The sequence below is a fragment of the Formosa sp. L2A11 genome (assembly GCF_009796865.1).
Lineage (GTDB): Bacteria > Bacteroidota > Bacteroidia > Flavobacteriales > Flavobacteriaceae > Formosa.
The window spans coordinates 2,326,593-2,350,385 of sequence record NZ_CP047028.1; the positions used below are offsets into that span (position 1 = coordinate 2,326,593).

The following is a 23,793-nucleotide window of genomic DNA, read 5'->3' on the forward strand; positions in this document are numbered from 1 at the left end:
AAAAATGCCTAATTTACCTTTAATATCAATTATTGTCCCCACTTATAATAGAGCCAATTTAATAGGAGAAACTTTAGATTCTATTTTGGCACAAACCTACACTAATTGGGAATGTATTGTCGTAGACGATTGCAGTACTGATAATACAGCTGAAGTAATGAGTAAGTATTGCTCTAAAGATTCTAGATTTCAGTACCATCATAGGCCTAAAGATCGTTTACCAGGAGGGAATGCTGCGCGTAATTATGGTTTTGAGATAAGTAAGGGAGAGTATATAAATTGGTTTGATAGTGATGATATTTTAAAAAATAATCATTTGTATGAACATGTGTCTTGTCATTTGAATAAAAATACTGATGCTGTAATTTCTAATGCACAAGTTTTTGAAGATATACCTGAAAATATTTTAAGATTTTGGGCTAAAATATCACCACAGAAAGATGTAATATTAGAGATGATTGCATTAAAAATAATGTGGCAAACAGGAGCCGTTTCTTGGAAGCGATCTGCTTTGAAAGATACGTTGTTTGAAGAAGATTTATTTAGTTCTCAAGAATGGACGTTTCATTTAAAGCAATTAATAAATAAGAAAACATACTCTATAAATAAAATAACAACTGTTCTTATACGAAGTCATGAACATAGAATAGGTAAAATTAAATCTGTAAAAAAGATTATATCTACTTTCTTATCTCGATATAAGATATTTAAATTATTATCTGTTGATAACAATTTAAATAAACAAAAAGAATTATTGCTTTTAAATGTAATGTATATGGCTTTGTATGATGCGATTTCTATAAAATCTTATGCCTTAATTAAATATATATATAAGGTTTTAATTAAAGAATTTTTTAAGTTACAATATAAATTTAGTTTAATTAAAGTCCTGTTCTTTTCTGCACCTCTTTATTTTATAACAGGTAAAGGTTATCAGTTTTTTAAAATAAAATAATGAATGGAGAAATGATACTAATTGTTTCTATATGTAAAAACCTATATTAAAAAGGGGAGTATTTAAAATAAATTCAAATTTGATTATGACTAAAGTTATATTACTATCACAGTTCCCTTTACCTTATCATAAAATAGGGAGTTGGACAACTATGTATAAAAATTATTTAGAATCTAATCATAATATTGATTACATAGTTTGTGAAAAACCAGAATTTTTATTTAAAACGGTTAATTATGGTTTTGTAAATAATTCTTTACCAATTAAAATTAAAAAGAAGCTTCAGCGAAATTATTATTTAGATTATATTTATGGTTTAAATGAAATAATAAAACAAGGCGAAAAGTATATTATTCAGGTTATAGATAATTTTGGAATAGTAGAACATTTAAATACATATTTAGAACAGAAAGGAGTTCGGGAAAACTGTTATATTCAGTTCTTTTTTCATGGATATTCTTGTTTTTATAAAGATTTTGAAAGTCGTAGTTTTTTTAAAACTATAGATGAAATGGTATTGTTAACACAAGATAGTTATAGGCTTCATAAAAATTATTATACCATTTTACCAACACGTTTTTCTGTATTACATAATGGAATTGATACTACTAAATTTTATAAAGTAACTTCTACTGAAAAATTAGAGTTAAAAGAAACATTTAAATCTAATGATAAAACCATTTTTGTCTGGTGTTCACAAGATCGTCCTAAAAAAGGCTTACATCTTATATTAGATGTTTGGAAACGTCTCTTTAAAGAGAGAAAAAATATTGAATTATGGGTAATAGGAGTCACCTCTGATAAACAGATAGTTGGAGTACGTTTTATAGGACGTGTGCCTAATGATGACTTACCAAAATATTACCAAGCAGCAGATTGTTATTTATTTCCTACATTATGGCAAGAGGGGTTTGGTTTAAGTTTAATTGAAGCCTTGCATTGTGGTTGTTATTGTATTGCTTCAAAAATTGGAGGTGTTACAGAAGTACTAGATTATGGACGTTATGGAAAATTAATAGATAATCCGCATTTTATTAATTCATGGGTTGCTGCTATACACGAGTTTTTAAACGAACCTTTAGTATTTGAAAATATCTCAAAAGAAAAATATAGTATGAATCAATGGAATCTAGATATGAATACCATTATTTCTGAAGCTAAAATAAATATATAAATAATTTGATATATATATATATGAAATAACAAATATTATTTTCTATCAAAACTAAGCTTAATTCAGTTATCAGTTAGTTATGATTGAAATAGGTTTTAATAAATAACTCTGTAAATAATTCACTCCCATTTATGTTTAAATGAGTATTGTCTTGGTATAGTTTAAAGTCGGAAACAGAATTTGAGAAATCTGTGTAATTGGTGAGGTTTTTAGTTAACACAGTATTGTTTCCTTGAAAATTGTATATGGGAGCAGTAAAAAAGAAAACATTAATATTGTTTTTTTTGCAAAGAGCAATAATCTCAGCAACGTGAGGGTTAATATTTTGGTTTAAAGTATATTTGAATGTGCTTTTAGAATTTTTTAATTTTCCAAATAGAGGGGCGTAACCACTATTTTCAATCTCACTTGTGTGTCTATTGAATAAAGACATTAGTAATTCTCTAAAGCCTAATTTCGAATCAAATTTGATATATCTATAAAATGGTATTTTATTATAAAGTATATATTCGTTTTTTGAATCAATTTCTTTAAAATCATTATAGATTTCCCTATCATTAATATAAGTTAACCAACCTATAGTAGGCACTTCACTGTTGTAAACTTCATTCCATATATAATCAACCTGAATATATATGTTTTTAGTAATATTTTTTTTTAGTAATTGCTTAACAGTTAGTTTTATCTCGAAAAAACTAGACCCTGGTACTCCAAAATTAAATCCTTTTTTCTGTGTTTGTTTTTTTATTAACAGAGGGTCTAAACCGTGTAGAGCTCTTGAAGATCCCAATATCACATAATCGAGGCTATCCTTGGGGGTTAGTTGCATTATATAATCAGGAATATTTCTAGGAGCGGTGTTTTTATGGATGTAAGTGTATACTTGGTCTAGTCCTAAACATAAAATAGCTATTGTAATTACAAGATAAATAAGATTCTTAAAGAATTTTTTCATTTAATAAATTTCTTAGAATTGAAAATAAATAAAATCATTTAAGTCAGAAAAACTACCAAACATTAGTATACATAAAATAATTAATATGGTTTTATGCATGAATTTGCTGTCCTTAAATAGTGGAAATTCATGATTTCTATGAATCCATTCTATGCTGATTAATAAGAGTAATAAAGGGAAAATTTCAAACGGGTAGCGCTCTATCTGTAACCTTTCAATGTCAAAATTAAAAGCCAGTATTCTTTTTATATATAAGAATGCGGCTTCAAGATTTTCTGATCTAAAGAAAATCCAAGAAAAAGTGGTTAAAACAAAAGTGTTAAAAATAAAGATTAACTCTTTGACTGAAGGAATGTTACTGTCTTTTGAAATGGTATCTATGTGTTTTCTGTTTTTGTTAAAAAGTAATAGAGGTAAAAAATAAACAGCATTTAAAGCTCCCCAAACGACAAAAGTCCAATTCGCTCCATGCCAAAAGCCACTCACTATAAATATAATGGAAACGTTTCTTACTTGATTCCATTTAGATCCTTTAGAACCTCCTAGCGGAATGTATAAATAATCTCTAAACCAGGTTGATAGAGAAATGTGCCAACGTCTCCAAAATTCAGCAATATCTCTAGAAAAATAGGGATATTTGAAGTTTTTCATAAGATTAGGCCCAAAAAGTCTCGATGTTCCTATTGCAATATCTGAATATCCGCTAAAATCACAATATATTTGAAAAGAAAAACATATGGCTCCAATTATTAATGTCAAGCTAGAATGAGTTTCATAATTTTTGAATATTTCGTTTACATATTGAGAGCAGGTATCGGCAATGACTATTTTTTTGAATAAACCCCAAATTATTTGGCGAACACCAATCATAGCATTTTGATAATTGAAAGTTCTTTTTTTGTAAAACTGTGGTAATAAATTGGATGCCCGTTCTATGGGGCCTGCTACCAATTGAGGAAAGAAACTTACAAAAGCTGTAAATGCTATAAAGTCTTTTGTTGGTTTAAGTTTTTGTCGGTAAACATCTATGGTGTAGCTAAGGGTTTGGAAGGTGTAGAAACTAATTCCAACAGGTAATATGATATTTAAGGTGTTAGCCTGTATTTTAGTTCCGAATAAAGAAAATGCTTCAATAAAATTGTCTAGAAAGAAATTGTAGTATTTAAAGACCCCTAAAAAACCGAGATTAATTAAAATACTCGTCCAAAGTAATAATTTACGTTTGGTCTGGTGTTTTTGTTTAGATAACGCAACACCTATTGAATAATCTACAATGGTACTAAACGCTATCAAAGATAGAAATCGCCAGTCCCACCATCCATAAAAAACATAACTGGCAATTACAATTAATACATTTTGAAGTTTTAAACTTTTATTAAAAATAAACCAGTATAATATAAATACGATAGGTAAGAATACAGCAAAGTCTATAGAATTAAAAAGCATCGAAATCGGATTAAGAGGGTATTTTAAGCGAATATATTATAAGAATTAGAAAAAGGGGAGATTAAGATAATTTTTATTATGCTCTTTTCAGAAACTTCTTTAAGTTTACCAATATAAAGTAGATTTTTTTTAAACACTTTTAACTCGGAGGGTTAATTTTTATTCTGTTCTAATAGAAGTACTAAAGATTTGATTTTATGTAAATTTGGTGATCAAATTTACCTTTTAAATACATGTAAAGTCACATAATGTATTCTCTTAATTATAAAATATAGATTTCTAGAACAGGAGTATTAAGACAAATGCTAGATATTAAGATAAGAATGGTTTAAATATATAAAATAATGAGTTTTATTACACCTTTTATAATTGCAGAAATCGCACAAGCCCATGATGGTAGCTTAGGGATGGCGCATGCCTATATAGACGCTGTGGCAAAAGCTGGGTGTGATGCTATTAAATTTCAGACCCATATTGCTGAAGCAGAAAGTAGTATTTATGAACCCTTTCGTGTAAAATTTTCTAAGCAAGATGCTACACGACTAGATTATTGGAAACGTATGGAGTTTACCTTAGAGCAATGGCTAGATTTAAAGCAACATTGTGATGAGGTTGGGATTGAGTTTATGAGTTCGCCATTTAGTAATGTCGCTGTAGATCTTTTAGAACAAATTGGAGTTAAACGTTATAAAGTAGGGTCTGGTGAGGTTAATAATTTAGTGTTATTAGAAAAAATTGCTCAAACAGGAAAGCCTGTTATTGTATCTTCAGGAATGAGTTCTTTAGAGGAGTTAGATAACACAATTGCCTTTTTAAAGGATAGAAATGTAGATGTTTCGGTAATGCAATGTACTACTGCATACCCGACTAAACCAGAAGAATATGGCTTAAATGTTATTTCAGTATTAAAAAAACGCTATCAAATTCCTGTAGGATTTTCAGATCATTCTTCTTCAATAGAAGCTTGCATTGCAGCGGTAGCTTTAGGTGCAGAATTTTTAGAATTTCATGTGGTTTTTGATAAAGAGATGTTTGGCCCAGATGCTAAAGCATCATTAACTTTAAATGAGACGTCTCAATTAGTAAAAGCGACTAATAATGTGTCTATAGCACTTCAAAACCCTATAGATAAGAGTGATAATTCTAAGTTTTCAGAACTAAAAGGCATTTTTGAAAAATCTTTAGCAATTAATAAAAATGTTGAACACGGGCATATTATAAGGTTTGAAGATTTAGAAACAAAAAAACCAAAAGGTTACGGTATTGATGCCTCTTTATTTCAGGGGGTTATTGGGAAACGTTTAAATAAAGATTTAAATCAATGGTCTTTTTTAAATTGGGACGATTTAGATTAGAGATGTGTTAATTGTTTTTTACGGAAATGATTAAACAGATGAATCATTGTATTGTCTAAATGAAGTTCAGCTTATAAGTTCAGGAGTAATGTTTAATGTTTTTTAATTACGTATTTTGAAAGACAATTTAGTTTTTCATTTTATAAAACCGTATATATTTGTAATATTACAAGGTAAAAGTTACAAAACATTTATGTCTCATAGAAAAATAGCTGTAGTTATTACAGCACGTCCTTCTTATAGCCGTGTTAAAACCGTGTTACAAGCTATAAAAGATCATCCAAATTTAGAACTACAACTTATAGTGGCAGCTTCTGCATTATTAGAGCGTTATGGCTCTGCTGTACATTATATTGAAAACGATGGTTTTACAATTGCAGCTAAAGTCTTTAATGTTTTAGAGGGAGAAAATTTAACTGCAGCAGCAAAGACTACAGGTATTGGGATTTTAGAATTATCAACGGTTTTTGAAAATTTAAAGCCTGATATCGTGGTAACAGTAGCAGATCGGTTTGAAACTATGGCGACAGCCATAGCGGCATCTTATATGAATATCCCTCTTGCACATATTCAAGGAGGAGAGGTTACAGGGAATATTGATGAAAAGGTAAGACATGCCATTACAAAGTTAGCCGATTATCATTTTGTAGCTTCAGAAGATGCCAAAACCCGTGTATTAAAATTAGGAGAAGAAGCCGATTCTGTATTTAACACAGGTTGTCCGTCTATAGATATCGCTAAAGAAATAGATACTTCAGGTAAATTACAATTTAACCCTTACTCTCGTTATGGAGGCGTAGGTGCAGAACCAGATTTGTCTAACGGTTATGTGGTTGTTATGCAACACCCTGTGACTACTGAATATAAAGATTCTAGACGTCATGTAGAAGAAACTTTAACTGTCGTTAGTCAATTAACATTACCAGTATTATGGTTTTGGCCAAATGTTGATGCTGGAGCGGATGGTACATCTTCGGGTATACGCTCTTATCGAGAAAAAAATGAATTAAATCATGTTCATTTTTTTAAAAATATGAAAGGCGATGATTTTTTAAATCTTTTAAATCATGCGTCATGTCTAATAGGGAATTCTAGTGTAGGTATTAGAGAGTGTGCGTACCTTGGCGTGCCTGTTGTAAATATAGGAACAAGACAAAATCGAAGAGAACGCGGTGAAAATGTGATTGATGTACCCTACAATAGCGAAGCTATTTATAAAGCCATTCAAAATCAGATTAAAATAAAAAAAACGCCGAAATCATTAGTGTATGGAGATGGTAACGCAGGTGTGTCTATTGCAAATCATTTAAACGATGTGCCTCTTAAGTTTCATAAAACAATTGTGTATTAAATATGAAAGTTATTGCTATTATACCCGCTCGTGGAGGTTCTAAAGGAGTACCTCATAAAAATTTAATTACATTGGGGAACAAACCTTTAATTCAACACGCAGTATCGTGTGCATTAAATTCTTTATTAGTAGATAAAGTTGTTTTAACTTCAGATAGTGATATTATTTTAGAAAAAGTAGAAGAGGCTAAAAAGTTAGTAAAGATTAAACGACCAGAGGCTTTAGCTACAGATAAAAGCTCGGTTACAGGAGCAGTACAACATGTGTTAGATACTTTTCCTGGATACGATTTAGTTGTATTATTACAACCCACTTCGCCTTTACGAACTTCAAAAGATTTAGATCTTATTATTGATGAGTTTAAAAAAGACGCTAATTTAGATGGTGTTATTAGTACTGTTCCTTTAATTGATATGCACCCTGCTAGGATGTATAACTTAAGTGAAGATGCAATGATGGAACCTTACCAAGAAGGAGGAGAAACATTACGAAGACAAGATTTAAAACCTGTTTATTATAGAAATGGGTGTTTTTATGCAGTAAGAGTTTCTGCCTTTATTAAGGAAAATACTTTTATGGTAGCGCATAAAAAAGCTTATATCATGGATTCAAAATGGTTAGCTAATATTGATGATGAAAGAGATGTGCTATTAACAAGATACTTATATGATTTATGGATAAAAGAAAACTCTTAATAACAGAATCTTTAGATTTTAGTGTCAAGACAATTAATCTTTTAAAGACGTATTATGAGGTTATAATTAAAGATATAAAAGATGAAGAAGAACTGATACATTATATAAAAGATGTAGAAGTTATTTTTATTCGATTAAAATTTAAAATATCTAAAGAGGTTATAAATAAAGCTACTAATTTAAAATATATTTTAACAGCTACTACTGGCTTAGACCATATAGATTTAAATTATTTTAATAATAAAGGAGGTCATGTTATTTCGTTGAAGGGAGCCTATGATTTCTTATCTTCAATACCTTCTACAGCTGAACATTCTTGGGGATTAATTTTATCTTTAGTTAGATCGATTCCTCAATCATATACTTCTGTAATGGAGGGAGAATGGCATCGTGACCGTTTTAAAGGACATAATTTAAAATCTTTAAAATTAGGTATACTAGGTTTAGGTAGAGTTGGTAAACAAGTTGAAACATATGCTAAAGCTTTTGGCATGGAAACAGGTTTTTACGATACAGACCAAACAAAAAGTAGTAATAATTCTTTAGAATTTAAGACAGCCAAAGCTCTATTTGAATGGGCTAATATAATCAGTATACATATTCCTTTAAATGAAGAAAATATATGTTTCGTTAATGAAGAAAGGCTAAAGTGTCTTAAACCTAGTTCTTATTTAATTAATACATCTAGAGGTGCTATTATAGATGAATTAGCTGTCGAATCTTTATTGAAACATAATAAAATAAAAGGGTATGCAACAGATGTATTGTCTGAAGAAATACAAGCTAATATAGCTGATAACCCAATAGTAAAGTTAGCAAAACAGGGCTACAATGTTATTATAACTCCACATTTAGCAGGTTGTACTTATGAATCTATGCAGATGACAGAGGATTTTGTTTCTGAACTATTTATAGAAAAATATTTATCTTTTGAAGAATAAACAAAAAAAAATACTATTTATAATTCCAGATGGTGTAAGCCTAAGAAACTTTGTTTACACGTCGTTTTATAAACAAGCACAAGCCATGGATTTAGATATTGTATTTCTAAATTTAACGCCTTTACCGCTATCAGATTTAGGATTACAAGAAGTCGTTCCAAAACAAATTAAACAACACCCGTTAACGGATAGTTTTAAAAATGCTAAAAAACGTGTAGAACTTAATCAAAATATTAAAAGGTTTAACGATAAAGTATATCTTAAATATTTATTTCCATTAAAAAATTCTGGATATAAAAGTGTTATAAAAAATAGTATTACTAAGCTATTAATTTTAATGTTTAATAGTGAAAAAGGACTATTAAGCTTACGCAGATATATTAAAAAATTAGAAAGTAAAACAACATATTACAGCTCTTGTTACAAAATTATAAAAGAAGAACAACCCGATTTGGTATATTGTGCAAGTCAGCGTTCTTTTTTAGCAATAGCACCTGTACAGGCAGCAAAAAATATAGGTATACCAACAATTGGTTTTGTGTTTTCATGGGATAATTTACCAAAATCTATGCTAGATGTAGAGACCGATTATTATCATGTTTGGAGTAAACATATGAAACAAGAATTGTTAACGTATTATCCATTTGTAAAAGAGAATCAAATAACAGTTACAGGAACACCTCAATTTGAACCTCATTTTTATAAAGAGATTATTACGAGTAAGACTGAGTTTTACAAAGATTATAACTTAAACCCTACAACAACTTATTTCTGTTTTAGTGGAGACGATATTACAACATCACCTCAAGATCCTTTGTATTTAAGGGATGTCTGCATTGCTATTGAAGCACTTAATGCTGAAGGACATCAATTAGGATTAATATTTAGACGATGTCCTGTCGATTTTTCGAAACGTTTTGATGCTGTTTTAAATGAATTTAAACATTTTATTATTCCTATAGCACCGTTATGGAATGCTGTAGGCGATGGATGGAATGCGAAACTACCAACTCCAGAAGATACGACCTTATTAGTAAATATGGCAGAACATACTGCAGGTGTTATCAATTTAGGATCGTCAATGGTCTTCGATTATGTGTCACATAACAAACCTTGCGGGTACATGAATTATCATTATGATACAGATAATGCTATAGTAAAAGGCGTACATGTTTACGATTATGTGCATTTTAGATCTATGCCAAATGTAAATGCAGTACATTGGTTAGACCACCCAGATGGTATACAAGATAGTTTGCTATCTATGCTAGATTCAACAAACGAAACAGTTAAAAATGGAACACAGTGGTTTCATAAAATAAATGAACAACCAGCAACAGAGGCTTCAAATCGTATTTTAAATGCAATTTGTAAATTGGTTAATAAACATGAGGTATGAAAATAGGTTTTATAGCTCCAGAATATCCTCATTTTAAAATTAAACAAGCAGCTGGTTTAGGGACTAGTATTGGGAATTTAGTAGAAGCTTTAAGTCAGCAAGGTCATGCAATTTACCTGTTTATATATGGGCAAGATCAAGACGATTATTTTGTAGAAAATAGTATTCATTTTTATTTAATTGCAGATGTGTCTTATAGGGTTGGAAAATGGTTTAGATATAGAAAACATATTCAAAATACTACAGAAGCGGTTATAAAAAAAGAAAAAATACAACTTATAGAAGTTCCTGATTGGACAGGTATTTCTGCATTTATGAAATTTACAGTGCCTATTGTTATGCGTTTTCATGGTAGTGATCGTTATTTTTGTCATTTAGAAGGACGCAAGCAGAAATTAAAAAATAAACTATTCGAGCAGTTTGCCATAAGAGGAGCAAGTGCATATATTGCACCTACTACATTTGCAGGCCAATTAACAAAAAGGTTATTTAAAATATCTGATCATAAATCTATTGAAACTATTTATCATGGTTTACAACTAGACGATTTTAATAACTTAAGCCCATCATTATTTGAATCAAAAACACTCCTTTATATTGGCACCATAATTAGGAAAAAAGGCATGTTAGAATTGCCACATATTTTTAAGTTGGTAAAACAGCAAGTTCCTAATGCAAAATTGATATTAATAGGTAGCGATGCTCCAGATATTTTAACAGGAAGTCCTTCAACTTGGGGATTGATGAAGCAACGTTTTAATGATAGTGAATTGGAAGCTATTCAATACCTTGGAAGAGTGCCCTATAGCGAAGTGCAAACTTTTATTAAAACGGCACAAGTATGTGTTTTTCCTACTTTTGCAGAAACTTTTGGTATGGTAACTGTTGAGGCTATGGCATTACAAAAGCCCGTTGTAAATAGTAATATAGGTTGGGCTCAAGAATTAATGGAAGATACCGTTAGCGGCTATTTAGTAGCTCCTAAAGCTCATAAATTATATGCAGACAAGATTAGTAAATTGTTGCAAGATGAAAATTTGTGTTTAAGTATGGGGAAAGCAGCAAGAAGCTTTGTCGAGGAACATTTTGATATAAAGAAACAAGCTATTAAAAATATTGAGTTTTATAAAAAGCTACTTGAATTATGATTGTATTATTACATAATAAAAACAAAATAGTTAGTGCTTATAATGCGAACGATTCAAGTGTAATAGATGTACTACATAGCAAATCTATTATTAAAGCACTATACTATTTAGCAGACACATTTCCAGACGACATTATTGTGTGGAGCCATATAATGCATGAAAATGCTATTAATTTTAAGTGTATTGAAGAGACTATTGTTTTAAATAATGAAATGTGTTCGTTTTCTAATACCCAATATTTACCAGATGCTATTGGTTATGTAGATCAATCTCCTTTTATTAAGGTTAATAAAAAAGTAAAATATCCCACTTGGTTAATGAGTTCTGAAATAGGAGCGATACATGCCACTCAATTAATAAAATTTAAAGCTATTGTTAAAGATAATGATTTTGATTATGCTTTAAATTCAATTGCCAAATTAGGAATGCCTAAAGGGTTGTTTTGTTATTCTGTACCAGAATTATTAGAAAATGGATTAGGTAAAGTGAATATAAAAGCATCTGTTAGTATTGTATTTAAGTTTGTTAAACAACATTATAAAATACAATGGGTTTTCTTTTTGTTGTTTTCTTTTTTATGGTATGAAAAGCATTTAAATCTAGTTGCATTCATAAAATCGTTTTTTTATAAACGTCGTTTTTTTACAGCAATTATTTTACCTGAAACTATTAAAAACACCTCTAAAAGTAATAGACCTACAATAGATGTTATTATACCAACCATTGGTAGAAAAAAATATTTATATGATGTATTACACGATTTAAAAAATCAAACTATTTTACCTGAACGTGTTATTATTGTAGAACAAAACCCTTTAAAAGACAGTAATTCTGAGTTAGATTATTTGACAACAGAATCTTGGCCTTTTATAATAGATCATACGTTTACACATCAAACAGGAGCTTGCAATGCCAGAAATATAGCATTAAGTAAAGTTAAAAGTGAATGGGTGTTTTTAAATGATGATGACAACAGGTTTGATTCAGAGTTATTACAAAACGTATTAAATATAGCAGGTAAATATAATTTTAAAGCAGTTTTAACATCTTATTTATTACCAAATCAAATTAAAACTTTTAATGATACACACCAGACTTCAATTTTTGGATCAGGTAATAGTTTTCTTAAAACAGATATTTTAGATAAAGTGTCTTTTAATAAGCGTTTAGAATTTGGTTATGGAGAAGATACAGATTTCGGACTTCAATTAAGACATCAAAGTGTGGATGTTATTTATTTGCCAGCATTAAATATTATTCATTTAAAAGCTCCAATGGGTGGGTTTAGAACTAAATTTATACATCCATGGAATAATGAGAAAGTGCAACCCAAACCATCACCAACCATTATGTATGTTAATCTTAAATATAAAACGACAACACAATTATTAGGAGCCAAAATGTTATTGTTTGTACGAATGTTTGTTGGTGTTAAGTTTTCTAAAAAAGCAACTTTTTATAACGAATTTAATAAGAGGTGGGACGCTTCTAAATATTGGGCGAAAAAACTTTAATGTATGTTATATATTTATACAGAAACTTCATTTTTAACACCAGAGCATAGGGGCAAGGTATTCCCTTTGTTATTAGATTTGCATTATAAAGAATGTAAAATAATAAGCCAATCTTATAGCATTATAGCGTCTGTTGAAGAAGCTGATATCATTATTCTTCCTTTAGAGTATAATTACATCTGTGGTTTAGAACCAAAAATTAAGTCTAAATATTTAGAATTATCAAAACGAAATAATATACCACTTTGGATTTATACCGGTGGTGATTTTGGATATTCGTTTAAAGATAAAGAAATTTATAATTTTAGACTTGGTGGGTTTCATTCAAAATTAAATGCAAATACCTTTATAATGCCATCTTTTATAGTAGATCCTTATGAATATGTGCTGAAAACTGAGTTTAGTGTATTAAAAAAAGAACCTTTGCCTTCTCTTGGTTTTGTGGGACATTCAGATGATAGTTTTTTAAAGCTTTTAAAAGAATCTATGGTCTATTTAAAAATTAATATTTTAAAAAGAGGTTTAAAAAAACAACATTTAGATTACCAATCGTTTTATCCTTCGAGTATTAAAAGGGCTCGTATTTTAAAAAAATTGAATACAAGTCAATTACTAAAACCTAATTTTATATTTAGAGATCAATATAGAGGAGGTGTTAAAACAGAAGCAGAAAAAACAAAAACAACTTTAGAGTTTTTTAAAAATATAGAAGATTCTGGATATGTATTTTGTTTACGCGGTGTAGGTAATTTTTCTGTACGCTTATACGAGACATTAGCGATGGGAAGAATACCTGTATTTATAGATACAGACTGTAGATTGCCTTTAGAAGGAAGTATTAATTGGTCTAAACACTTAGTACACGTTAAAAGTAGTAATCCAGAAGACATAGAACGTAGTATTATTAATTTTCATGAGCAGTTAAGTGATTTAGATTTTATAAATACACAGACTGAAAATAGAGTTTTATGGGAAAAATATATGAATAGGAATGCCTTTTTTAAGGTAATACATGATGGTTTAAAACAAAATAAATAATGACATTTTCTTTAGTTGTATGTACTTACATGCGCCCCATAGCGTTACAAAAATTACTAAATACAGTAACTTTACAAGTTTTATATCCTGATGAAATTCTAATTATAGATGGGTCTACTAACGATGATACAGCACGTATGCTTAAGACCAATGCTTTTAAAAATCTTAAGTATTATAAAGTCAATGATAATCAACGCGGATTAACCAAGCAACGAAATTTCGGAATATCTAAAGTTTCAGAACGTATTAATGTGGTTTGTTTTTTAGATGATGATATTACTTTAGATACGTCTTATTTTGAAAATCTAATAGGAACTTATAACACTTATCCAAAGGCATTAGGTGTTGGTGGCTATATTACTAATGAAGTGATTTGGGAACGCTCTAATGCAACATCGAATTCAAATTATTATGATTTTGATGGTTGGAGAAGACCTGAACCATTACGATTTAAAATTCGTGAAATATTTGGTTTAAACCCTGATGCGTTACCTGGTGTTTTACCAACGTTTTCTCATATGAGAGCAATAGGTTTTTTACCACCTTCGGGTAAAGTGTATCCTGTAGAATTATTTATGGGTGGTGTAGCTTCTTATAAGATGTCTGTTTTTAAAACCTTATCATTTTCAACCTATTTTGAAGGCTATGGTTTGTATGAGGATGCCGATTTTTGTTTGCGATTATCTAAATTAGGACAATTATATGTAAACACAGCTGCTGTTTGCGAACATCATCATGAAATTCACGGCAGACCTAATACGTATAAATATGGAAAAATGATTATACGAAATGGATGGTATATTTGGCGAGTAAAATATAATAACCCTAATTTTAAATCAAGATTAAAATGGCATCTAACAGCTTTTTTATTGTTGGTACTAGGTGCTTTGGGAGGGCTGAAATCTAAGAATAAGAATTTAGAACTTCAAGAGGCCTTAGGGCGTTTTGTAGGGTGGTGTAGTTTAATAGGTAATAAACCAAAAATAGAAAAATGAAAAGAAAAATAATTTTTATTTCTTTTAGTATTTATGAAAGTTCTGTTTCCGATTATTTTTTATCTCTTTCTGTGAAATTAGCAGAAAAACATAGAGTTATTATAATAACAGATCGTTTAGAGAGAAATGATTTACCTAAAAACATTGAGGCTATTAAATGGCCTGGAAAAAGAGGAACAACTTTGAGAGATTTTCTGTTTTTAAAAAGTCAAGTATCTAAATTTAAACCGGATATGATGATTGCCAATTTTGGATCAGTCAACATGTTTTTAATTGTAGGATATTTATTGAGAATACCTCATAGAATTGCATGGGTACACACAATTTCTTCGCAATTTAAATCTAATAATTTTAAACAATTAAGGAAGCAATTAATCTATAAATTAGGAACAAAAATATACACGAATTCAAATGCTACTAAATTAGATATTATCTCTACATTTAATGTTCCTGAAAAAAAAATAAATGTTATTTTCAATTCAGTAAAAGAATATAATGTTAAATCAAAACAGATAGATTTTGATAAAATAACCTATGTAGGTAGAATGCATCCTTCTAAAGGGATTGATACTTTAATTAAGGCTTTTTCTATTGTTAATAATAAATTCCCTAAAGTCTATTTGGAATTAATTGGAGGTAATCTTAAAGATGAATTATTAAATGATTATATCACATTAGCAAAAACATTAAAAGTTAAAGATAATATTAAGTTTTTAGGAAGTAAACCCAAACATGAGGTTTTAGAAGCTTTTAGTTCTGCTTATTTTTCTGTAGTACCTTCTGTTGTAGAGGCTTTTGGTTATGTGGTTATAGAAAGTTTTTCTGTAAAGACACCTGTTATAGGTTCTAGAACTTCAGGGATTTCTGAAATAATAAGAGATAAAAAAGATGGACTACTTTTTGAACCTAAAAATGAAAATGATTTAGCAGAAAAAATGATTAAATTATTAAATGATAGAAGTCTTAGAAATCAATTTAGTGCAAATTGTTATACACGGTTTATAACTGATTTTGAGGTTAATGGAGTTACTAATAAATTAGCTGAAGACTTTTGTTCATTAGTAGAAGAAATAAAAAAATAATGAAACTTGCAATATTTACTTTAGTACAACACAGCTTGAAAGCTAACCGCTATTATGGTTATGCACCTTATGTGCGTGAAATGAATTTATGGACCAAGTATGTTGATGATGTTACTGTGGTGGGGATACATAAACCTAATAATACTGTAGATGCTATAGATTGTGCTTATACTGCACCAAGCTTAGATTTTGTAGCAGTCCCCAATTTTAGTTTGTTAGGAGTTAAACAGATTTTAAGAACATTAGTGGTGTTGCCTATAGTGTTTTTTAAATGCATTCAAGCCATGCGAAAAGCGGATCATATTCATTTGCGGTGTCCATCTAACGTCGGGTTAGTAGCTTGTTTTGCACAAATGTTTTTTCCATTTAAACAAAAGTCTACTAAATATGCAGGTAATTGGGATCCGAATAGTAATCAGCCATGGACCTACCGTCTACAACAAGCTATAGTTCGAAATACCTTTTTAACCCGAAATATGAAGGTGTTGGTGTATGGAGATTGGTCTGGTGAAACCTCTAATATATATCCGTTTATTTCAGCCACCTATCGGGATGCCGAGCGTGTGCCTTTTCAACCTAAAGATTATACACAAGAGTTGGTGTTTGTGTTTGCAGGGATGTTAGTACCTGGAAAGCGGCCTGTATTAACGGTTCAGTTTATAGAACAATTGAATACACGGGGTATTCCTGCGCGATTAGAATTGTTTGGAGATGGTCCATTACGTCCAGAATTAGAAGATTATATTGCAAAACATGATTTAGGTTCGTGTATCACTATGCACGGGAATCAAGATAAAACGGTGGTGAAGGCTGCTTTGTTAAGCTCGCATTTTAATATTCTACTCTCAAAGAGTGAAGGCTGGCCTAAGGCCGTTGCGGAAGGTATGTTTTATGGTTGCATACCCGTAACCACAGCAGTGTCCTGTGTAGCATGGATGGTGGGGGAAGGCCAACGTGGCATTATTGTATTACCAGATTTAGAGCAGGCTGTGAATCATTTTACCCAAGTGTTTAAGACCGGAAACCTGAATACCATGGCGGAACATGCCTTAGACTGGTCGCAACAATATACTTACGACCGTATGGAAGCAGATATTAAGCGTGTGCTGGCTGGGACATTTGTTAGTAAGGTGTAGCATGACGGGGTGTAAAATGCTATTTTTATTATTAAACTTTACTATTGTTATGATTATCTTTAAATGTTTACAAAACACGAGTTTGTGTTACTCTTTTTACTTGTTAAGTTGCAAGTTTTGATATAATGTGTACCTTTAAAGCGCTATTAAAAGAAGTACAACATTAAAATTCAAGTCCCCTCCTATGGCTATGATCTTAATTACTGGTGGTGCCGGTAATATTGGCAGTCGTTTAGCTATGCTTTTGGATAAAAACCCGAATAATCACATTGTTATTTTAGATAACCTATTAACAGGTATACGTGCACATATTCCTAATCAGAAAACGTCACGTTTATTGAGGCAGATGTTAATCAATGTCAGCATGTAGAGCCTGTTTTTAAACGGTTTCATTTTGATTATGTGTTTCACTTTGCTGCAGTCGTTGGCGTAAAACGCACCTTAGATCAACCAATTCAAGTGTTAGACGATATAGAGGGGATTAAAAACATCTTGTCTTTATCTAAACACTCAGGCGTAAAACGGGTGTTTTATTCCAGTTCGTCTGAAGTGTATGGCGAACCATTTGAACTACCACAACATGAGAGTACCCCACCCCCTTTAAATTCGAGATTGCCATATGCTATAATTAAAAATGTAGAGGAAGCCTTTTGTAAGTCTTATTTTGAAGCCTTTGGATTGCCTTATACTATTTTTAGATTTTTTAATACCTATGGGCCACACCAAAGTGAAGATTTTGTAGTGCCACGCTTTTTACATGCTGCTTTAAAAGATAAACCCATTACCATTCATGAGGATGGTTTACAAACCCGTTCGTTTTGTTATATAGACGATACGGTAGAAACCTATAGTAAAACCATGGAATACGGGCAATATATTAATGATGTGTTAAACGTGGGGAATGATAAAGAAATGACTATTTTAGAATTGTTAGAAACCATTATCGCTTTAACTCAGTCTAAATCGGAAATTATACACTTACCGGCTTTAAAAGAGGGCGATATGCGCAGACGCTGTCCTGATAATACCAAGATGAAACAGGTATTACAGCGTGATTTAACGCCTTTAGAAATCGGATTAAAGCATTTGATAGACCATCGTTTTTAACGGGTACACCATTGTTGCATGTAGCTTTGTATACAGCCTCGAACAGGCTTCTTTTATGTGCTAAAGAATAACTCTAAAATGACTGTAAGTTCTTGACAAATTTAGTATTTTCGACCCCAAAATAAGACGCACGATTTGAGGGTATTACAACTTATAGATAGTTTAGAGGCAGGAGGTGCAGAGCGTATGGCAGTGAATCTTGCTAATGCTTTGGTTTCGAGAGTAGAACGATCTTATTTGTGTGCCACCAGAGTTGAAGGTTTGTTAAAGCAAGGCTTAGATACAGAGGTGGGGTATTTGTTTTTAAAACGTCGCCGAACTTTAGATGTCGCTGCATTACAGCGTTTAGTTCGCTTTGTAAAAGAAGAGCAGATTACGGTTATACATGCGCATGCTTCATCCTTTTTTATGGCTAGCCTTTTAAAATTATGTTTACCTAAACGACGTGTTATTTGGCACGATCACTATGGGAATAGTGAGTTTTTAGACCAACGCCCTAAACGGATCTTACAGTGGTGTTCTAGAGGCTTTACTGCTATTATTGCAGTTAATGCACATTTGGCGGACTGGAATCGTGAGGTGCTTTACTGCAAAACTGTAACCTTTTTACCTAATTTTGTGGTGCCATACGCTTCTACAGGCGTAACCCAATTATATGGGGTACCGGGCAAACGGCTTTTGTGTTTGGCAAATTTACGACCACAAAAAGATCATATCACCTTATTACAAGCTTGTGCAAAGGTCTTTAAAGCCCATCCGGAATGGAGTTTACACTGCGTAGGACAAGAAGGCGATGCGATTTATACGACACAGCTACAAGACACCGTGCAGACTTTAGGTTTAGAGCAACAGGTATGGTTTTATGGCAGTTGTTCGGACACCGAACATATTATTGCGCAGGCGAATATTGGGGTGTTGGCATCAGCTTCTGAAGGCTTGCCTTTGGCACTTTTAGAATATGGCCAAGGCGGTTTAGCGGTGGTCGCGACTGCAGTGGGGGATTGTGAGCGTGTTATTCCATCGGTAGCGTATGGCTTATTAGTACCGCCAAGCGATGCTGACGCTTTAGCAACCGCGCTTTCAACCTATATCTCTGACGGGACTGCACGTACTAAAGCAGCAACGGCTTTAAAAGGTTATGTCTCGGTACACTATGCCCAAAGGGCAATTGTAAGACAACTGCTATCTATTTATAATACATAAACATGCAAGGGAATAAAACACATAAAAAGAAATACCATTTTACCAACGATCTTTATGTATTGTTGGTGGTGGTGCATCTGTTTGTCGGGGTAGGGATTTTTTATATCCCGTTATTTTCTAAATTGTATTTTACAGTGGTGTGTTTATATTTTATAGGTAAAGTGTTATTGTCTCCTACCCGAGAAAAAGTGATGTGGGTGTTGTTTGGTTGTGCTTATATAGCCGCAGCAGAATCTTTATTCCGGATGACGGGAGGCGGACTGTTTTATGAATTTTCTAAGTATTATGTTATTTTGTTAGTGCTGATCGGGATGTTTTTTACGGGGGTATCTAACCACAGTTATCCTTACTTTATTTATTTTATTTTATTGGTGCCTGCGGTATTAGTAGCCTCGACCACTTTAGGGTATGATTTGAATTTTAGAACATCTATTGCTTTTGTATTGAGTGGACCTGTGTGTTTGGGAGCTTCTGCCTTGTATTGCTATGATAAAAAAATGACACAAGAACAGTTGCTGCAAATTCTAGCTTGTATGAGTTTTCCTGTACTGGCTATGATGGTGTATTTGTTTTTGTACAACCCGAGTGTAAAAGAAGTTTTAGATGGTACAGGGTCTAATTTTGAAGCATCAGGGGGGTTTGGGCCTAATCAAGTGGCAACCTTATTAGGTCTTGGGATGGTAGCTTTAACGGTGCGCTTCTTTTTAAAATCTCCAACTTTATTTTTAAAAGTATTTAATTTAATATTATTAACATTCGTATCGTTTAGAGGGTTGGTCACTTTTAGTCGTGGTGGTATTTTTACTGCGGTATTGATGATTATCGGTTTTTTTGTTGTCCTGTATGGTAGGTCTACTTTCAAAAAACGGCAGCAAATTATAGGATCTTTATTTTTATTAGGTATAGGTGTGTCTATTACTTGGATGATTACAGCGAATCAGACTAATGGACTTATTGAAAACCGGTATACCAATAAGAATGCGGCTGGAGAAGAAAAATCAGATATATCAACAGGGCGTGTTGGCTTGTTTGAGCGCGAGTTTGAAGGGTTCTTAAGACATCCGTTTCTAGGGGTAGGTGCCAGTGGGATGAAACAGGTGCGTTTGGAAGAAGAAGGACAAATTATTGCCTCGCATAACGAGGTAAGTCGTTTGTTTTCTGAGCATGGTATTTTTGGGATTATTATTTTATTACTGCTTATTTTTACGCCTTTAGCCTATAGGTTAAAACAAAAAGGGAATATATTATTTTATTCTTTTTTAATCTTTTGGTTTGCAACTATTAACCACTCGGCCATGCGTATTGCTGCACCAGGATTTATTTATGGGCTCTCATTATTACATATTACACATGAAAAAAAACGTCCTATATCTAGGAAACAACTTATCGAACACTAAAACCAACGTTTCCTACATGAAAGGCCTTAGTGCGGCTTTGGAACGTGAAGGGTATACCGTAATTTGTAAATCGGCTATACAATCTAAACTGGGGCGGGTGTTCTCTATGGTTAAAGCAGTGTTCAAGTATGGTTCAAGTATGGATAATGCCTTAATAGACACCTACAGTACCCAGAATTTTTACTATGCCGTTATTGTGAGTCAGTGTTGTCGGCTGATAAGATTACCTTATATTCCCATTTTACATGGGGGAAATTTGCCGGATCGGTTAGCACACTATCCTAAAATGAGTCGTATGCTCTTTAAGCATGCTAAAGTGTTAGTGTCTCCTTCGTTATATTTAAAAGAAGCGTTTGTAAAACAAGGGTTTGATCATGTGGTGTATATACCAAATAGTTTACAGTTGCAAAACTACCCGTTTACAGTTCGGGATTTAGATTCTATTCGCTTGTTATGGGTGCGTTCGTTTTCAGAAATTTATAATCCTTGCTTAGCGGTCGATCTTTTGAAAGGGTTACAAGACTTAGGCTATGAAGCAAGTTTGTGTATGGCTGGTCCAGATACCGATGGATCGCTTGCTAATGTGCAGACCCATGCAAAAGCTTTAGGTGTGGATGTTAAAACCCCCGGGAAGTTAACTAAAGCCGAATGGATTACTTTGGCTGCAGATTACAATGTGTTTATTAATACCACCAACTTTGATAATATGCCCGTGAGTGTGATAGAAGCTATGGCGTTAGGGTTGCCAATAGTATCTACAAACGTTGGTGGGATGCCGTTTTTAATCGAAAAAGGTGAAGATGGTATACTTGTACCACCAAATGATTCAAAGGCTTTTATAGAGGCTATTTTGGACTTAAAGTCTACGCCTGATCGTACTCATGCTATGGTCATGAAGGCTCGTGAAAAAGTGGAGGGGTTTGATTGGGACGTGGTGAAGGCGCAGTGGATGTCTGTATTGGGGTAGTTTATTTTTAATATTGAACTATATTTTTTTAGGACTTGTTACTTTTTGTTTCGTCATGCCGAACTTGATTTGGTATCTCATTGAGTGAGGCATCGGTTTTGTGTATGTTGATGGTCTTATCTTTCTGTTCATTTTGTCTTGATACAGATCCTTCGACTTCGCTCTGGATAAACCAAGCCAAAAAATCAAATGAATTTATAGGTCATTGCTAAAGCACCACGCACTTTCGATACTTCATGCTTATTGCTGCGCAATGCAGTTCCGTATCTTCGTTTGTTATGACTGAAAATTTATGGCTTGCTTTCATGATTTGTTTTTTATAATTAATTTTTCTTGTTTTCGTCATACCAAACTTGTTTTGGTATCCCATTGAGTGAGAGGTTTTCTATATATTGAAGGTATTATCTTCATGTTCATTTTTTTCATTGCTAAAAAAACGAACCAAAAAAATCTAGGCTTACGAAAGTATTTCTAAATGTTATGTTCCATCTCTAAATTTTAAGAACTCGCATTTGATATTTTTGTACTAACTACGATTTAGTTTTATATAAAAATTCGTATTCTTAATTTAATTCGTTTCGCTCATACAGCTTAAAATTTCACGAGCTGTTCACTGCACATTTTAAGATATACTTTCGGTAGGCCAGGACTTAACTTTTAACGTTATAGTTTATTCTTTCATGAGTTATTGCTCTTGGTTTCGTCATGCCGAACTTGATTTGGTATCCTATTGAGTGAAGCAGAGGTTTTATATATGTTGAAGGTCTTATCTTTCTGTTCATTTTGTCTTGATACAGATCCTTCGACTTTGCTCTGGATAAACCAAGCCAAAAAATCAAATGAATTTATAGGTCATTGCTAAAGCACCACGCACTTTCGATACTTCATGCTTATTGCTGCGCAATGCAGTTCCGTATCTTCGTTTGTTATGACTGAAAATTTATGGCTTGCTTTCATGATTTGTTTTTTATAATTAATTTTTCTTGTTTTCGTCATACCAAACTTGTTTTGGTATCCCATTGAGTGAGAGGTTTTCTATATATTGAAGGTATTATCTTCATGTTCATTTTTTTCATTGCTAAAAAAACGAACCAAAAAAATCTAGGCTTACGAAAGGATCTCTAAATGTTATGTTCCAACTCTAAATTTTAAGAACTCGCATTTGATATTTTTGTACTAACTACGATTTAGTTTTATATAAAAATTAGTATTCTTAATTTAATTCGTTTAACTCATACAGCTTAAAATTTCACGAGTTGTTCACTGCACATTTTACGATATACTTTCGGTAGGCCAGATCTTAACTTTTAACGTTATAGTTTATTCTTTCACGACTTATTGCACTTGGTTTCGTCATGCCGAACTTGATTTGGTATCTCATTGAATGAAAGAGAGGTTTTCCATATATTGAAGGTGTTATCTTAATGTTCATTTTTTTCATTGCTAAAAAAACGAACCAAAAAAATATAGGCTTACGAAAGGATCTCTAAATGTTATGTTCCATCTCTAAATTTTAAGAACTCGCATTTGATATTTTTGTACTAACTACGATTTAGTTTTATATGAAAATTAGTATTCTTAATTTAATTCGTTTGGCTCATACAGCTTAAAATTTCACGAGCTGTTCACTGTACATTTTACGATATACTTTCGGTAGGCCAGGTCTTAACTTTCAACGTTATAGTTTATTCTTTCACGACTTATTACTCTTGGTTTCTGTCATGCCGAACTTGATTCGGTATCTCATTGAGTAAGAAATAGATTTTCTGTGTATTGAAGGTGTTATCTTAATGTTCATTTTTTTCATTGCTAAAAAAACGAACCAAAAAAATCTAGGCTTACGAAAGTATTTCTAAATGTTATGTTCCATCTCTAAATTTTAAGAACTCGCATTTGATATTTTTGTACTAACTACGATTTAGTTTTATATAAAAA

At 31.8% G+C, this 23,793-nt stretch carries 19 protein-coding genes; 17 read left to right on the top strand and 2 right to left on the bottom strand.

The window, feature by feature from the left end; all coding sequences use genetic code 11:
• Window positions 1-4: 4 nt before the first annotated feature.
• Together GQR95_RS10110 and GQR95_RS10115 are read left to right on the top strand one after the other, a co-directional pair.
• Window positions 5-955, top strand: a complete 951-nt coding sequence (locus GQR95_RS10110) for a glycosyltransferase family 2 protein (protein ID WP_159023052.1) — start codon at window positions 5-7, stop codon at window positions 953-955.
• An 85-nt stretch (window positions 956-1,040) separates the two neighbouring features.
• Window positions 1,041-2,129, top strand: coding sequence for a glycosyltransferase family 4 protein (locus tag GQR95_RS10115; RefSeq protein ID WP_159023053.1), 1,089 nt, complete (start codon window positions 1,041-1,043; stop codon window positions 2,127-2,129).
• Window positions 2,130-2,202: 73 nt separating this feature from the next.
• Here GQR95_RS10115 and GQR95_RS10120 read toward each other — a convergent pair whose 3' ends face one another.
• Together GQR95_RS10120 and GQR95_RS10125 are read right to left on the bottom strand one after the other, a co-directional pair.
• Window positions 2,203-3,084 (bottom strand): hypothetical protein, encoded by an 882-nt coding sequence (locus GQR95_RS10120; protein WP_159023054.1) that lies wholly within the window; start codon window positions 3,082-3,084, stop codon window positions 2,203-2,205.
• 12 nt (window positions 3,085-3,096) lie between these two features.
• Window positions 3,097-4,530 carry an MBOAT family protein gene (locus GQR95_RS10125; RefSeq protein WP_159023055.1) on the bottom strand — a complete coding sequence of 478 codons (1,434 nt, stop codon included), beginning with the start codon at window positions 4,528-4,530 and terminating at the stop codon, window positions 3,097-3,099.
• A gap of 344 nt (window positions 4,531-4,874) precedes the next feature.
• Here GQR95_RS10125 and GQR95_RS10130 point away from each other — a divergent pair, with 344 nt between their 5' ends.
• The 15 genes from GQR95_RS10130 (at window position 4,875) to GQR95_RS10200 (ending at window position 21,858) form a co-directional block, all read left to right on the top strand.
• The gene (locus GQR95_RS10130; protein ID WP_159023056.1) at window positions 4,875-5,885 is read left to right on the top strand and encodes an N-acetylneuraminate synthase family protein; all 1,011 of its coding nucleotides are present in this window, start codon (window positions 4,875-4,877) and stop codon (window positions 5,883-5,885) included.
• A 193-nt stretch (window positions 5,886-6,078) separates the two neighbouring features.
• Window positions 6,079-7,236: a UDP-N-acetylglucosamine 2-epimerase gene (gene neuC, locus GQR95_RS10135; protein ID WP_159024279.1), complete on the top strand. Its 1,158-nt coding sequence runs from the start codon at window positions 6,079-6,081 to the stop codon at window positions 7,234-7,236.
• A 2-nt stretch (window positions 7,237-7,238) separates the two neighbouring features.
• Complete coding sequence (locus GQR95_RS10140; RefSeq protein ID WP_159023057.1) at window positions 7,239-7,931, top strand: cytidylyltransferase domain-containing protein; 693 nt, start codon at window positions 7,239-7,241, stop codon at window positions 7,929-7,931.
• On the top strand, window positions 7,910-8,872 hold the full coding sequence (locus tag GQR95_RS10145) for a D-isomer specific 2-hydroxyacid dehydrogenase family protein (RefSeq protein ID WP_159023058.1): 963 nt from the start codon (window positions 7,910-7,912) through the stop codon (window positions 8,870-8,872). The genes GQR95_RS10140 and GQR95_RS10145 overlap by 22 nt, the downstream gene beginning before the upstream one ends.
• Window positions 8,862-10,271, top strand: coding sequence for a UDP-glycosyltransferase (locus GQR95_RS10150; RefSeq protein WP_159023059.1), 1,410 nt, complete (start codon window positions 8,862-8,864; stop codon window positions 10,269-10,271). The genes GQR95_RS10145 and GQR95_RS10150 overlap by 11 nt, the downstream gene beginning before the upstream one ends.
• Window positions 10,268-11,419, top strand: coding sequence for a glycosyltransferase family 4 protein (locus tag GQR95_RS10155; protein WP_159023060.1), 1,152 nt, complete (start codon window positions 10,268-10,270; stop codon window positions 11,417-11,419). The genes GQR95_RS10150 and GQR95_RS10155 overlap by 4 nt, the downstream gene beginning before the upstream one ends.
• The gene (locus GQR95_RS10160; RefSeq protein WP_159023061.1) at window positions 11,416-12,933 is read left to right on the top strand and encodes a glycosyltransferase family 2 protein; all 1,518 of its coding nucleotides are present in this window, start codon (window positions 11,416-11,418) and stop codon (window positions 12,931-12,933) included. The genes GQR95_RS10155 and GQR95_RS10160 overlap by 4 nt, the downstream gene beginning before the upstream one ends.
• Window positions 12,934-12,936: 3 nt before the next feature.
• Window positions 12,937-13,971 (top strand): exostosin family protein, encoded by a 1,035-nt coding sequence (locus GQR95_RS10165; RefSeq protein WP_159023062.1) that lies wholly within the window; start codon window positions 12,937-12,939, stop codon window positions 13,969-13,971.
• Entirely contained in the window at window positions 13,971-14,966 is a 996-nt protein-coding gene (locus GQR95_RS10170; RefSeq protein ID WP_159023063.1) for a glycosyltransferase family 2 protein, read from the top strand. The genes GQR95_RS10165 and GQR95_RS10170 overlap by 1 nt, the downstream gene beginning before the upstream one ends.
• Entirely contained in the window at window positions 14,963-16,048 is a 1,086-nt protein-coding gene (locus GQR95_RS10175) for a glycosyltransferase family 4 protein (protein ID WP_159023064.1), read from the top strand. Before GQR95_RS10170 ends, GQR95_RS10175 begins: the two co-directional genes overlap by 4 nt.
• A complete protein-coding gene (locus tag GQR95_RS10180; RefSeq protein WP_159023065.1) occupies window positions 16,048-17,184 on the top strand; it encodes a glycosyltransferase in 1,137 nt (378 codons plus the stop codon). The genes GQR95_RS10175 and GQR95_RS10180 overlap by 1 nt, the downstream gene beginning before the upstream one ends.
• A 336-nt stretch (window positions 17,185-17,520) precedes the next feature.
• Window positions 17,521-18,291, top strand: a complete 771-nt coding sequence (locus GQR95_RS10185) for an NAD(P)-dependent oxidoreductase (RefSeq protein WP_233266044.1) — start codon at window positions 17,521-17,523, stop codon at window positions 18,289-18,291.
• 135 nt (window positions 18,292-18,426) lie between these two features.
• Window positions 18,427-19,494: a glycosyltransferase gene (locus GQR95_RS10190; protein ID WP_159023066.1), complete on the top strand. Its 1,068-nt coding sequence runs from the start codon at window positions 18,427-18,429 to the stop codon at window positions 19,492-19,494.
• Window positions 19,495-19,496: 2 nt separating this feature from the next.
• Window positions 19,497-20,891 (top strand): O-antigen ligase family protein, encoded by a 1,395-nt coding sequence (locus tag GQR95_RS10195; RefSeq protein ID WP_159023067.1) that lies wholly within the window; start codon window positions 19,497-19,499, stop codon window positions 20,889-20,891.
• Window positions 20,892-20,907: 16 nt separating this feature from the next.
• On the top strand, window positions 20,908-21,858 hold the full coding sequence (locus tag GQR95_RS10200; RefSeq protein ID WP_233265905.1) for a glycosyltransferase family 4 protein: 951 nt from the start codon (window positions 20,908-20,910) through the stop codon (window positions 21,856-21,858).
• The last annotated feature ends 1,935 nt before the right edge of the window (window positions 21,859-23,793 follow it).

Bases quoted from the DNA above. Each gene is read 5' to 3' on its own strand.
- GQR95_RS10110 (WP_159023052.1), top strand. From the start codon at position 5: ATGCCTAATTTACCTTTAATATCAATTATTGTCCCCACTTATAATAGA.
- GQR95_RS10115 (WP_159023053.1), top strand. From the start codon at position 1,041: ATGACTAAAGTTATATTACTATCACAGTTCCCTTTACCTTATCATAAA.
- GQR95_RS10120 (WP_159023054.1), bottom strand. From the start codon at position 3,084: ATGAAAAAATTCTTTAAGAATCTTATTTATCTTGTAATTACAATAGCT.
- GQR95_RS10125 (WP_159023055.1), bottom strand. From the start codon at position 4,530: ATGCTTTTTAATTCTATAGACTTTGCTGTATTCTTACCTATCGTATTT.
- GQR95_RS10130 (WP_159023056.1), top strand. From the start codon at position 4,875: ATGAGTTTTATTACACCTTTTATAATTGCAGAAATCGCACAAGCCCAT.
- neuC (WP_159024279.1), top strand. From the start codon at position 6,079: ATGTCTCATAGAAAAATAGCTGTAGTTATTACAGCACGTCCTTCTTAT.
- GQR95_RS10140 (WP_159023057.1), top strand. From the start codon at position 7,239: ATGAAAGTTATTGCTATTATACCCGCTCGTGGAGGTTCTAAAGGAGTA.
- GQR95_RS10145 (WP_159023058.1), top strand. From the start codon at position 7,910: ATGGATAAAAGAAAACTCTTAATAACAGAATCTTTAGATTTTAGTGTC.
- GQR95_RS10155 (WP_159023060.1), top strand. From the start codon at position 10,268: ATGAAAATAGGTTTTATAGCTCCAGAATATCCTCATTTTAAAATTAAA.
- GQR95_RS10160 (WP_159023061.1), top strand. From the start codon at position 11,416: ATGATTGTATTATTACATAATAAAAACAAAATAGTTAGTGCTTATAAT.
- GQR95_RS10165 (WP_159023062.1), top strand. From the start codon at position 12,937: ATGTTATATATTTATACAGAAACTTCATTTTTAACACCAGAGCATAGG.
- GQR95_RS10170 (WP_159023063.1), top strand. From the start codon at position 13,971: ATGACATTTTCTTTAGTTGTATGTACTTACATGCGCCCCATAGCGTTA.
- GQR95_RS10175 (WP_159023064.1), top strand. From the start codon at position 14,963: ATGAAAAGAAAAATAATTTTTATTTCTTTTAGTATTTATGAAAGTTCT.
- GQR95_RS10180 (WP_159023065.1), top strand. From the start codon at position 16,048: ATGAAACTTGCAATATTTACTTTAGTACAACACAGCTTGAAAGCTAAC.
- GQR95_RS10195 (WP_159023067.1), top strand. From the start codon at position 19,497: ATGCAAGGGAATAAAACACATAAAAAGAAATACCATTTTACCAACGAT.
- GQR95_RS10200 (WP_233265905.1), top strand. From the start codon at position 20,908: ATGAAAGGCCTTAGTGCGGCTTTGGAACGTGAAGGGTATACCGTAATT.